Raw genomic sequence first — 12,227 nt, 5'->3', positions numbered from 1 at the left:
AAAAGGAGAACAAGCCGCCATGCTGCGCATCGTCGTTCATCGTGCACTGGTCGCGATCCCCACGCTCATCATCGTGTCGATGATGATCTTCGGGCTTCAGAAGATGTTGCCCGGCGATCCCGTGCTCGCAATGGCCGGCGAGGACCAGAACCCGCAGGTCATTGCCGCCCTGCGCGAGAAGTATCACCTCGACAAGCCATTGCCCACGCAGTACGCGCTCTGGATTGGCGATGTCCTGCATGGCAATCTCGGCACGTCGTTGCGCACGGGCGAACCGGTAACGTCGCTTATCGCGCAGAAGCTGCCCGTCACGCTGCAACTGGCGATGTTCGGGCTGGCGATTGCCATCGGGATCGGCATTCCGCTCGGGATTCTGTCGGCGGCGAATCGCGGCAAGGCTATCGATTACGGCGCGAACGTATTGGCGTTATCGGGTATGTCGATACCAAACTTCTGGCTCGGCATTCTGCTGATCTTCCTTGTCTCGGTGCGCTGGCAGTTGTTGCCGTCTTCGGGGTACGTGCCACCGGGCGAAGATCTGTGGATGAGCCTCAAGACGATGGTGATGCCTGCATTCGTACTGGGGGCGGCGCTCGGCGCGCAATTGATGCGCCATACGCGCAGCGCCATGCTCGGCGTGCTGCGAACCGATTACATTCGCACGGCGCGGGCCAAGGGGCTGCTGCGCGGCACCGTCGTGCTCAAACATGCGCTGCGCAACGCGCTGATTCCTATCGTGACGGTGCTCGCGCTGCTCTTCGGCGAATTGCTCGCCGGGGCCGTGCTCACCGAGCAGGTCTTCACGATTCCGGGCTTCGGCAAGCTGATCGTCGACGCTGTGTTCAACCGCGACTATGCAGTAGTTCAGGGCGTGGTACTGGTGACGGCGGCGGGTTTCATCGTGCTGAATCTGCTGGCCGACGTGCTTTACGTCCTGCTCAACCCGCGCCTGCGTCGCGCCTGAGACCTCTCTGAACATGGCCGCATTGCCCAACACTTCTTCCGCATCGCCAGTGCCCGAAGGCACGAGTCCCGTCACCGTCGTGGCAGGTGCCGAACGTTTGCCCCGGCGTCGCCATCGCGGTCTGCGCAAGTTCGCGCGCAACCGGGCGGCAGTCGCGGGGGCCGTCATCGTGGCGTTCGCCGTGATTGTCGCGATCTTTGCCCCGTGGTTGTCGCCTTACGATCCGATTGCCACGAGCTTCATGACCGTACGCCAGGCGCCGAGTGCGCTGCACTGGTTCGGTACCGACGAGTTGGGCCGCGATGTGCTCGCTCGCATGATCTTCGGCGCACGGGCCTCGCTCGCAGCAGGCGTGGTGTCGGTCGGTATCGCCGTGGTGATCGGTGTGCCGCTGGGCTTGCTCGCGGGATATTTCGGCCGTTGGGTCGACGCCATTGTCTCGCGACTGGCCGACGCGCTGCTGTCGATTCCGTTCCTGATTCTCGCGATTGCAATGGCGGCGTTTCTGGGCGCGAGTCTCACGAACGCGATGATTGCCATCGGTGTATCGGCAATGCCGCGTTTCGTCCGGCTGGCCCGGGCACAGGCGCTCACCGTCAAGGCGGAAGAGTATGTCGAAGGGGCACGCGCCATTGGCCTGACCGATACGCGCATCATCGTGCGCTACATCCTGCCCAACGTGCTGCCGCCGATTATCGTGCAGGCGAGTCTGACGGTGGCGACCGCGATCATTGCCGAGGCGAGCCTGTCGTTTCTCGGGCTGGGGCAATTGCCGCCGTTGCCGTCGTGGGGCTCGATGCTCAATACGGCCAAAGACTTTGTTGAGCAGGCGCCCTGGATGTCCATTTTCCCCGGTATCGCAATCTTCCTGACGGTACTCGGCTTCAACCTGCTGGGCGACGGCTTGCGCGATGCGCTCGATCCGCGCGAGCAATGATGCGGTGAGCGACGAAGTCATCCTCGGCAACCACCCGGCAGACCCATTCCAACCATTCGAGACAAAGGTCAACAGGAAGTCCCATGACGCAATTCAATTGGCAGAACCCATACCCGACGCCGCGCATGCCGGTGTTCGCCCGCAATATCGTGTCGACATCGCACCCGCTGGCCGCGCAAGCGGGCCTGCGCATCTTGTGGCAAGGCGGCAATGCGGTGGACGCCGCGATCGCCGCTGCCGCGTGTATGACGATCGTGGAGCCGGTGTCCAACGGCCTGGGCGGCGACTGTTTCGCACTCGTCTGGGATGGCAAGGAGCTGCACGGCCTTAACGCGTCGGGCGTTGCGCCCGCGGCGTGGAACGTCGACTATTTCCGCAAGAAGTACGGCGAGCAGCATGGCATTGCCAAACAACCGACGCGCGGTGTGGACACCACGACCGTGCCGGGCGTGATCGCCGGCTGGGAAGCCCTGCACGCGAAGTTCGGCAAGCTGCCGTTTGCCGATCTCATGGCGCCAGCCATCGAGATCGCCGAGCGCGGTCATGCGGTGGCGCATATCGTGGCGCGCAAATGGGCGGCGGCGGTGCCGGAATTGAAGGACCTGCCGGGGTACGCGCAAACGTTCATGCCGAACGGCCGCGCGCCGACAACGAGCGAAATGATCCGCATGCCGGGTCATGCGCGCACCTTGCGCATGCTTGCCGAGCAAGGGCCGCGCGCCTATTACGAAGGCGAGATCGCGCAGCGCATCGCCGCATGGTCCGCGCAGCATGGCGGCGCAATGACAACCGACGATCTGCGCAACTACCGCGCGGACTGGGTCAAGCCCATCGAGAAGGACTATCGCGGCTACACGGTGCATGAGATCCCGCCGAACGGTCAGGGGATCGCGGCGCTCATGGCGCTGGGCATTCTCGAGAAGTTCGATGTGTCGCGTCTGGCGGTCGATCGCGTGCATTCGCAGCATTTGCAGATCGAGGCGATGAAGCTCGCCTTTGCCGATCTCTACAAATACGTGGCCGACCCGCGTTCGATGGAAGTCACGCCCGAGCAGATGCTCGACGACGCCTACCTCACCGCGCGTGCAAAGCTCATCAATCCCGAGCGCGCTTCGCATTTCGACTTCGGTATGCCGAAGTCCGGCGGCACGATCTATCTGTCGTCGGCCGACGAGCAGGGCATGATGGTGAGCTTCATCCAGTCGAACTACATGGGCTTCGGCTCGGGGGTCGTGGTGCCCGATCTGGGGATCGCGCTGCAAAACCGTGGCTGCGGTTTCTCGATGGACCCGAAGTCGGCCAACGTGGTCGAAGGCGGCAAGCGCCCGTTCCACACGATCATTCCGGCGTTCCTTACGCAGAAGGTCGACGGCAAGCACGAAGCCGTGATGAGCTTTGGTGTGATGGGCGGCGACATGCAGCCGCAGGGGCATCTGCAATCGATCGTGCGGATGATCGACTACGGCCAGCAGCCGCAGGCGGCATGCGACGCGCCGCGCTGGAAGGTCAATCGCGACTTCACCGTCGATATCGAATCGACGCTCGACCGCGAAACGGTGGCGGGGCTGGTCGCGATGGGCCATCAACTGAAATCCATCGACGACCCGTACATGGACTTCGGCTCGGGCCAGTACATCTGGCGTCTGGATCGCAACGATCCGGAGCGCGGCTATGTCGCCGCCAGCGATAGCCGCCGGGACGGTCTGGCCGCCGGTTACTGATCAGGAGGTCGCCTCGCCTGCTGCGCGGGCCGCACGGTGCGTTTCGTACCGTGCGCCCACGCTGATAATGAACGCCGCTACGCTGGCCAGGAACACGGGCAACGCGGCGATCATGAACAGATGCTGCGGGTCCCAGTGCAGGGCCAGCAGTACGCCTCCGACGATCGGCCCGACGATAGAACCGAGGCGGCCAATCCCCAATGCCCAGCCGATCCCGGTGCCGCGAATCGCGGTAGGGTACGTGCGCGCGGCCAGCGCGTTGGCGCCGATTTGCCCGCCCACCACACAGAACCCCGCACCGAAGATGGTCGCGCCCAGCACGCTCACCGACGTTCCCGCCAGACCGACCAGCACGACACACACCGCAGCACACAGATAGACCGCGCCGAGCGCCTTGAACGGCGACACCCGGTCGAACACGCGTCCCAGCGTCAGGGTGCCGAGGGTACCGCCGATCTGGAGCATCGACGTGATGAGCGCGGCCGTGTCCAGCGCGATGCCCGCATCGTGAATCACCGTTGGCAGCCAACTGGACAGAAAGTAAAGATCCATCAGACTCATGAAGAAGATCACCCAGAGCAAGAGGGTGATGCGGGCGCGCTTGTCGGCGAAGAGTGCGCCCACACCCGTGCGGGCGGCGGCGTGCAGGTCGACGCCGCCGTCGATCTGCGCGTCGGCGGGCAGGTCCGGCGCCAACTTGCGCAGTACGCCGCGCAGACGCGCCGGATCTTTCGCGCGAACGATGAGAAAGCGCGGCGATTCCGGCAGACTGCGCCACGCGACCAGCGCGGCGACGAGGGGAAGCACGCCGCCCACGACGAAAACGGATTGCCAGCCGAAGTCGCGAATCAGCCCGGCTGCGGCGAGGCCACCCAATGCAGCGCCCAGCGAGAAACCGCAGAACATGACCATGATGGCCGTCGAGCGAACGCGCTCGGGGGCGAATTCGCTGGTGAGCGCAATGGCGTTGGGCATGACGCAACCCAGACCGACGCCCGTGGCGAGCCGCAGCACGAGCAATGACGTGACGGACTGGGCGAGGGCCGTGGCGAGCGACATCGCACCGAAGATCAGCATGCCCGCGATGAGCACCGGCCGCCGGCCGACACGGTCCGATACCGGGCCCCCGATGAGCGCACCGAGCGTAAGACCGACGAGACTCGCCGAAAACACCGGGCTCAGCGCCGAGCGTTCGATGTTCAGCGCATGGACGATGGCCGGCGCGACATAGCCGATGGCCTGCGCGTCGAAACCGTCGAGAAAAACGATCAGCGCGCATAGCGCCGTGACGAAGACCTGATAGCGGCCAAAGGGACGCTCGTCGATGAGCGCGCGCAAATCGATGCGGTGGATGGGCATCACACAGTCTCCGTGAACGGCCTCGTTGGCGAGGCTCTGTCGAAAAGGCAAAAGCGTGCGAACCCGGCGGTACGCACGCGTGGTCGGCGTTACAGCGCCGTAGAGGTTTAGCGGATCGTGCTCGCGGCGTTCAGCGATTCTCGGTTCAGCCCGGCAACGTTCTTGTAGCGATTCGAGATCTCCGCGAGGTCAGCGATGCTGATCACATCCTCGATTCGCGAGAACGGCTTGTCGCCGCTCAACTCGTGCACGGTCTGCAAGATGGCGTCGGGCGGCGCCTTGCGGTTCATCAGTACCACCTCGGCCGTGGCCTTACCCCGAATGCGTTCGTAGGCGTCGAGGGCGGCGGGCACGATGCCGTGTTCGCGTAATTGCGCGGCCAGACACGGCGCATCGAGAATCGCCTGACCAGCGCCGTTGGAACCGCGCGGCACCATCGGATGTGCGGCGTCGCCGAGCAGCGTCACGCGCCCAAAGGTCCAGCGCGGCAATGGGTCCTGATCGACCATGGGGTACTCGAGAATGGTCTCGGTCGCCTCGATCATGCCGGCCACATCGAGCCAATCGAAATGCCAGTCGGCGAACGTCGGGAAGAAGTCTTCCAGACGTCCCACGCCGTTCCAGTCGCGACGCGCAGGCCGGGGAGCTTCGATCTCGGCGACCCAGTTCACCAGTTGGTTTCCGTGGCCGTCGACATTGTTGCGAATCGGGTAGATCACCATCTTGCCCACGGACAGCCAGCCCGCACGGACCATCGACGCACCCGTGAGGAACGGCGGCAGCACAACGCTGCCGCGCCACATGTTCACGCCCGAATAACGCGGCGCACCTTCTGTCGGATAGCACTGCTTGCGCACAACCGAGTGAATGCCGTCGGCCGCCACGAGCAGGCGGGCCCTGACGGGAGCCAGCGTCTCGCCGTCGGGGGATGCGAACGAGATCTCGACTTCGTCGTCGCTCTGCCGGAAGCCGGTGCATCGATGTCCTTCGACGACTGCACCCTGCCCCAGGCGTTCGCGCACGGCGGCGAGCAGCACGCCTTGCAGATCGCCTCGATGAATGGAGAACTGGGGCCACGCATAGCCGGCATGTTCGCCGGCCGGTTCGCTGTACACGAATTGACCGAAGCGGTTGTAAAACGCCGATTCACGGGTGGTAACGGCGACCTCGCGCAGGGCAGGCGTGAGGCCCAGTCCGTCGAGCACGCGAGCGGCGTGCGGCAGGATGTTCACGCCCACGCCGAGGGGACGAATTTCGGCAGCGGCTTCGTATACCCGGCAGGCGATGCCCGCGTCGTGAAGGCTGAGAGCGAGGGTCAGACCGCCGATCCCGGCGCCGACGATGGCCACATCGATCGATGAGGACATGATGCGTGTCTCCTGAGCGGCAATGCGCTGGTGGTTCTGGAATGGCCACCATTAGACCGCGTCGTCAGTCATTGGAGAATTTTGACTATCATATGAATTCATATCCAATATTTATGAGTCTCCCGTGAACATCTCACTGCGTCAGTTGAAGGCCTTTGTGCTTGTGGCCACGCTCGGTAACTTCACGCGGGCGGCCGAGCGGCTGCACATTACGCAGGCGGGGTTGTCGGTCATGATGCGAGAGATCGAGACGCAATTCGGCAGCCGGCTGTTCGATCGCACTACGCGAAGCGTGACGCTTACCGAAGCCGGGCACGCGTTGTTGCCCGTGGCGAGTGCGGCGGTCGGCGAACTCGATACCGTGGCCGTGCAGATTGCGGCGTTCGGGCAGGCGCAACGCAAGACACTGCGCATCGCGGCCACGCCGCTCGTGTCGTCGCATCTGATGCCGGAGTGGTTCGGGGCGTTTCGGCAGGCCCATCCCGATGTGGACGTGCGTTTGCACGAAGCGGAACTCGCGCAAGTCCAGGGCCTCGTCGAGCAAGGCGAGGCCGATCTCGGTTTTGGCTTCTTCACCAAGGCGTCGCACGGTATCGAGCGAACGCTGATGCAATCCTTCCGGTTGATGAGGGTCTCGGCAGCGGGGAAGCATTTGCCGCGCAAAGCGGCCCGGCGCGGCAGGGCGGAGAGTGATGGCCGCACAGCGTGGGAAGCGCTGCGCGCCGAGGTGCTCATCGGACTGCCGCCGGATAATCCCATCCAGCAGTTGGTGGAGACACATCTCGCACGCATTGGCCGTGCCGACGAACCGCGCCCGATGTTTCGCCGCTTTGAAACGCTGATCGGTATGGCCGAAGCGGGCCTCGGCACGGCCATCATGCCGACGTTTGCGTTTCCTGCCTGTCGTCATCGCGCGGTGCGCTGCGAGGTACTCACTCACCCCGAGGTCTCGCTGGGCTTTCATCGCATTGTGAAGCGCGGGCGCTCGAAGCCCGAACTCTGGCGGCAATTCACCGAACTGGCGATGGCGTCGATGCAGCGGATCGACGCCATGGCGCACGCACGGTGAAACGAAGGATCGCGAGTCTGCGCCGGGGGACCGTGTGAGGACTAAGGGCTATGCGAGGCGCATGTTGGTGCGCGCTTACTCATCTCGGATTCCTACACGGCATTGCCGCAGGCAGGAGACATGAAGCTTCTGTGGATTCATCGAATCGTCACAGTTCACCCGCAATAATCACGGCGCACGAGGAATCTACAACTAATTCGGCGGCCGATCTACTGCGTCAACTCACGCGTGGCACCGGGCGCCGGTGCGACCCGGGGAAACGACGCAATGACGATCCGTCATCGAATAACGCTATTGGTGATCCTGACGTTTGTCGCGCTCTCGATCATTGGCGGCTACGCGGTCTATCAGACCCGCGCCAGCGCTCACAAGGTGCGGCAGGTTACGGAAGGCGTAGTGCCGAGCGCGCTGGCTTCCGCCGATCTCGTCTCGCAGGTCAAGGCGGTGCAGATTGCCACCATGACGCTGGTCTACGCGCCGGATGACACCGTCGTCGATCAGGCGCTCGAGAATCTCAAGAAGCTGCATGGCGAAATCGACCAGTCGCTGGCGCGGCAGACCGAAGGCGCCGCGAGCGACGCGCAGAAAGGACTCGTGACGCAGGCCCGGGAGAGTGTCGAGAACTACTTCAACGCCATCAACGACACCGCCAAGCTCAAGCAAGCCGGAAAGACCGAGATGGCACAGGCCTTCCTCTTCGCGATGGTCGCGCAATATCGCGACGAACTCGAAGGCGTGGTCAATACGCTGCGTGTCGAGAAGAACCGCCAGAAAGATTCGGCCATCGCCACACTGAACGACACCCTCTCGACCACCACGACGGCAATTGCTCTCGTGACCGGGCTGGCGATTGTGCTGCTCACCGCCATCGGTGCACTGCTGTATCGGCAGATTACGCGTCCGCTGTCGCGCATGCAGGCCATGATGAGCGAGATCGCCAACAGTCAGGACTTCACCCGTCGCGTGCCGGTCGGCCGCATGGATGAAATCGGACATTCGATCGTGGCGTTCAACGGCATGATCGAGAAGATTCAGGAGCGCTCGGCGCAACTCAAGCAGAAGACGGCCGACATTCAGGCGATGCTGCAAAACATGCAGCAGGGCATTCTGACGGTCATCGACGGCTCGAAGGTGCACGGCGAATACTCGGCCTACCTCGAGGCAATCTTCGAGACGCAGGACATCGCCGGCCGTCCGGTCATGGAACTCGTCTTCGGCGACAGCGATCTGGGTTCCGACGCGCTCTCGCAGGTCGAAGCCGCCATCGATGCCTGTATCGGACAGGACGCCATCAACTTCGCGTTCAACGAGCACCTGCTGGTCGGCGAGATCGGCAAGCGCATGCCCGACGGCCGTATCAAGCAGCTCGATCTGACGTGGTCTGCAATTACCGACGAGAGCGACACCATCCTGCGTCTGATGCTGTGCGTGCGCGACGTGACCGAATTGCGCGAACTCGCGGCCGAGGCCAGCGAGCAGAAGCAGCGCCTGGAGATGATCGGCGAGATTCTGGCGGTGAGTCAGGAGAAGTTCCACCACTTTATCGAAAGCTCGACCGGCTTCATTCGCGAGAACGAGCGCATTATCCGCAAGCACTCGCAAGCCGATAGCGCGGCCATTGCGGAACTGTTCCGCAACATGCATACCATCAAGGGCAACGCGCGCACCTATAACCTGCAATACCTGACGAACGTGGTGCACGAGACCGAGCAGCGCTATCACGAACTGCGCCAGCCCGACGTTGCCCGTCTGTGGGATCAGGACGGCCTCATGCGCGAACTCGAACGGGTTCGCGAGGCGGTCGACACGTACGCGCAGATCAACGAGATGAGCCTTGGCCGTAAGGGCCCGGGCAGAACGCCCGACGAGCAGTCGATGGTGGTCGATCGCGCGCACATTCGCGCGTGCCTGCGCATGCTCGAAGCGGCCGATCCGAACGATCCGTTGCAACTCGTGGCCATGCGCGACGCCGTTCATCAGACATTGCGCTTGCTGGGCACCGAAGGCGTGGGCGAAGCGTTGGGCGGCGTGCTGGACTCGCTGCCCTCGCTCGCGGCCGAACTCGGCAAGCCGGCCCCGGTTGTGCGTATCGACGACAACGGCTACCGCCTGCGCGCGCCGGCCGTGCGGATTCTGCGCGACGTGTTCATGCACCTGCTGCGCAATTCGATGGATCACGGGCTGGAAGATGCAGACGAGCGCCGCGCGAAGGGCAAGCCGGCCGCCGGCACCATCGACATTGAAGTCGGCCTCGATCACAACATGCTGCAAGTCACGCTCACGGACGACGGTCGCGGACTGGCGCTGCATCGCATTCGCAGCATCGCAGTTCAGCGAGGCTGGATTACGGCCGAAACCTATGTGACGGACGAGCAGATCGCCCAGTTCATCTTCCGTCCGGGCTTCTCGACAGCCGCACAAGTGACCGAGGTATCGGGGCGCGGCGTGGGCATGGACGCCGTGCAGGACTTCGTGCGCCGCGAACACGGCCGTATCGAACTGCGCTTTACCGATGAGCGAAAGGGCGCCGAATACCGTCAGTTTCAGACGGTGGTTTGCTTGCCCGACAACCTCGTGGTCGATGGCTTCGACCTGAACAGTGTGGCGGCCGATGCCGTCGACTTGCCGACTGTCGACCTCGGCGAGCGTTCCGCCTCGCGTGGCGGTCTGTCGCAAGCCGACAAGGTCTGAGGAACGGCCGCACCGTTGGCATAGTAAGCACGATGGGCGAGGCGGCGCAGGCCTGACGGTCTGCCGCCGCCGTGCCGCTTTCGGAGAAGAATGGCGTATGGATGCAGTGGAGTGGCTATTGGCAGGCGCCCTTGCCGGCGTGATCGGCGCGGGCGTGGCGGCGTTTGTCGCGCATCGCTGGCGCATGGCGCAGGCGACCGCGCATTGGCGCGCGTTGACGAAGACGCACGACGAGGCGCTGGCGCAGGCCCTTGAGCGCGAGCGTCTGGCCGTTGCCAGCCAGCAGGACGCAGCGCAGGCGCACGACGAGACGCTTGCCACGCTGCAAGCGAGTCTCGCGCAGGCGGAACTGGATTTGCAGGCGGCGCGTAAGTCGGAAGCCGCCGTGCTCGAAGCCAAGGGCCTCTGGCAAGCCGAGGCTGAGCGCATTGCCGGAGAGGCTGCGCGCTTGCGCGGGTTGGCGGCCACGTTCGAGCGTTGGCACGAACAGATGATCTCGCTCATGACGCAGAATCAGGACATGCACGCGAAGAACCATGAACTGGCGTCGATTGTCCGTCATGTGCTGATCGTGTCGCTCAATGCGTCAATCGAAGCCGCGCGTGCAGGCACGGCGGGACGCGGCTTCGGCATTGTCGCGAGCGAAGTGCGTGCGCTTGCCACGCGCTCAGAGGAGTTGTCGAAGAGCTATCGCGACAGCCTGCATCGCAACGACGTGACGACCACGGCAACCTTTCAGGACATTCAGGCGGGCGGCAAGATGATTGCGGCCTCGCTCTCGAGCGTCGAATCGTTGGCGCAGCAGTTGCATTCCCGTCTTCACTAAGCAGGCAGGTCTCGTTGTGATCAGCGCTCAGGCACGCGACAGTTTCGAACGCATTTTGCATAAGGCGGCCCGCACGCGGCTGGCCCGCACGCCGGACGCCGCGTGCGACATCGTACCGATCGCGGTACGTCAGACGGATTCGGCGACCCCGGATACCGAAGTCGCCATCGGGGTGCGGCACGCCAACGTGGTCGTACTCACGATCTCCTCCATCGGCTTTCGCATGCTGCTGGTGCTGCATTTCGACGAAGACGACATCACTACGCGGTACTTCGCCGGCGACGACAGCGACAAGCCGTTTCGCGAGGTCTTCCTCGAAATCAGCAATCTTTGCTGCGGGGCGATCAATCAGGAACTGCTCAACTATTTTCCCGATCTGGGCATGTCGACGCCGTATGTGCTGAGTGCGCGCTGCGTGCCTCACCTCATGCAGCTCAAACCGAACCATCTGGCGTCGTGGGACATCACGCTCGACGGCTCGGTGCGTCTGGCCGCCACGCTGTGCGTGTGCGCGCACGCGCCGCTCGACTTCAATGCCGAACTCAGCGAGACGCAGGACACCAGCGGCGAACTGGAATTGTTTTGAATCGGCATAGGCCATAGGAAATGACGACAATGAACCGAAGCACCCCCCGCGAGTCGGTCAGCCAGTTTTTGATCCTCGAAGACAGTGTCGAGCACGAATATCCCGAGGCGCTCGTGCGCGGGATGATCGACATTACCGACGGCGTGTTTCGCGGCCTGTTCGGTGAGATTGCGCTGAATTGCGAGCCGCCCAGCGTAGTGCGCGATCGCATTATCTTTGGCGAAGTCTTCAGCCTGATCCCGCTCGAGAGCGCCTGGTGCCGCGGCTACATGATGATGCAGGCCGAACAGGTGCCGTTCATGCAACTGCTCGAACATACGGGGCGTTGCGAAGGGCAGGCGGGATTTCGTGAGCTGAACGGCATGCTCGGCGAGTTGACGAACCTGATCTGGGGCGCGTTCAAGAATCGCTACATGGGCGACCCGTCGGCGGTCGACCGTGCGCAGGTGCAGGTGCCTCTGCTCATCAATCACAAGCAGAAGTACATCTCGTTCGGCACCGACAATCCGCAGTTGTGCTTCGTCTATCGGCTCACCGATCCGGTCAACGGACAGATCGTGACGTTGCATCAACACTTCGTATTCAGTCTGAACTGGTCGCCCGAAGCGTTTCGCGAAGCCGCGCAGGCTGCGACCGAGCCCGTCGAGACCGGGGCGCTGGAACTGTTCTGAGATCCCGGCTCACCTACCACTCTCTCTTACACACAA

The 12,227-nt window shown here is 63.5% G+C and carries 10 protein-coding genes; 8 read left to right on the top strand and 2 right to left on the bottom strand.

Annotation, left to right across the window (positions count from 1 at the left end):
* The first annotated feature begins 19 nt into the window (after positions 1-19).
* From AT395_RS20030 to AT395_RS20020, 3 genes are all read left to right on the top strand, one after another.
* Positions 20-964, top strand: coding sequence for an ABC transporter permease (locus AT395_RS20030; protein WP_042114782.1), 945 nt, complete (start codon positions 20-22; stop codon positions 962-964).
* Positions 965-977: 13 nt separating this feature from the next.
* Complete coding sequence (locus AT395_RS20025; protein WP_224787513.1) at positions 978-1,901, top strand: ABC transporter permease; 924 nt, start codon at positions 978-980, stop codon at positions 1,899-1,901.
* 83 nt (positions 1,902-1,984) lie between these two features.
* Positions 1,985-3,622: a gamma-glutamyltransferase family protein gene (locus AT395_RS20020; protein ID WP_042114783.1), complete on the top strand. Its 1,638-nt coding sequence runs from the start codon at positions 1,985-1,987 to the stop codon at positions 3,620-3,622.
* Here the strand turns inward: AT395_RS20020 and AT395_RS20015 are convergent, their stop codons facing one another.
* Positions 3,623-4,981, bottom strand: coding sequence for an MFS transporter (locus AT395_RS20015; protein WP_048628886.1), 1,359 nt, complete (start codon positions 4,979-4,981; stop codon positions 3,623-3,625).
* Positions 4,982-5,088: 107 nt separating this feature from the next.
* Positions 5,089-6,348: a flavin-dependent oxidoreductase gene (locus AT395_RS20010; protein WP_048628887.1), complete on the bottom strand. Its 1,260-nt coding sequence runs from the start codon at positions 6,346-6,348 to the stop codon at positions 5,089-5,091.
* Between the two features lie 124 nt (positions 6,349-6,472).
* On the opposite strand from AT395_RS20010, the gene AT395_RS20005 reads away from it, so the two are divergent.
* From AT395_RS20005 to AT395_RS19985, 5 genes are all read left to right on the top strand, one after another.
* The gene (locus tag AT395_RS20005; protein ID WP_048628888.1) at positions 6,473-7,417 is read left to right on the top strand and encodes a LysR family transcriptional regulator; all 945 of its coding nucleotides are present in this window, start codon (positions 6,473-6,475) and stop codon (positions 7,415-7,417) included.
* Between the two features lie 267 nt (positions 7,418-7,684).
* Positions 7,685-10,108, top strand: coding sequence for an MCP four helix bundle domain-containing protein (locus tag AT395_RS20000; protein ID WP_048628889.1), 2,424 nt, complete (start codon positions 7,685-7,687; stop codon positions 10,106-10,108).
* Between the two features lie 97 nt (positions 10,109-10,205).
* Positions 10,206-10,934, top strand: coding sequence for a methyl-accepting chemotaxis protein (locus AT395_RS19995; protein WP_042114789.1), 729 nt, complete (start codon positions 10,206-10,208; stop codon positions 10,932-10,934).
* Positions 10,935-10,950: 16 nt separating this feature from the next.
* On the top strand, positions 10,951-11,520 hold the full coding sequence (locus AT395_RS19990) for a hypothetical protein (RefSeq protein ID WP_042114790.1): 570 nt from the start codon (positions 10,951-10,953) through the stop codon (positions 11,518-11,520).
* Positions 11,521-11,549: 29 nt separating this feature from the next.
* Positions 11,550-12,191, top strand: coding sequence for a chemotaxis protein CheX (locus AT395_RS19985; RefSeq protein ID WP_052765518.1), 642 nt, complete (start codon positions 11,550-11,552; stop codon positions 12,189-12,191).
* Positions 12,192-12,227: the final 36 nt, after the last annotated feature.

Source organism: Pandoraea apista, assembly GCF_001465595.2.
Classification (GTDB): Bacteria; Pseudomonadota; Gammaproteobacteria; order Burkholderiales; family Burkholderiaceae; genus Pandoraea; species Pandoraea apista.
The sequence above is the reverse complement of the archived record's forward strand: the minus strand, read 5'-3'. Positions and strand labels throughout refer to the sequence as shown.

What these genes read in the sequence shown, in the direction of transcription:
- AT395_RS20030 (WP_042114782.1), top strand. Translation starts at nt 20, where the DNA reads ATGCTGCGCATCGTCGTTCATCGTGCACTGGTCGCGATCCCCACGCTC.
- AT395_RS20025 (WP_224787513.1), top strand. Translation starts at nt 978, where the DNA reads ATGGCCGCATTGCCCAACACTTCTTCCGCATCGCCAGTGCCCGAAGGC.
- AT395_RS20020 (WP_042114783.1), top strand. Translation starts at nt 1,985, where the DNA reads ATGACGCAATTCAATTGGCAGAACCCATACCCGACGCCGCGCATGCCG.
- AT395_RS20015 (WP_048628886.1), bottom strand. Translation starts at nt 4,981, where the DNA reads ATGCCCATCCACCGCATCGATTTGCGCGCGCTCATCGACGAGCGTCCC.
- AT395_RS20010 (WP_048628887.1), bottom strand. Translation starts at nt 6,348, where the DNA reads ATGTCCTCATCGATCGATGTGGCCATCGTCGGCGCCGGGATCGGCGGT.
- AT395_RS20000 (WP_048628889.1), top strand. Translation starts at nt 7,685, where the DNA reads ATGACGATCCGTCATCGAATAACGCTATTGGTGATCCTGACGTTTGTC.
- AT395_RS19995 (WP_042114789.1), top strand. Translation starts at nt 10,206, where the DNA reads ATGGATGCAGTGGAGTGGCTATTGGCAGGCGCCCTTGCCGGCGTGATC.
- AT395_RS19985 (WP_052765518.1), top strand. Translation starts at nt 11,550, where the DNA reads ATGAACCGAAGCACCCCCCGCGAGTCGGTCAGCCAGTTTTTGATCCTC.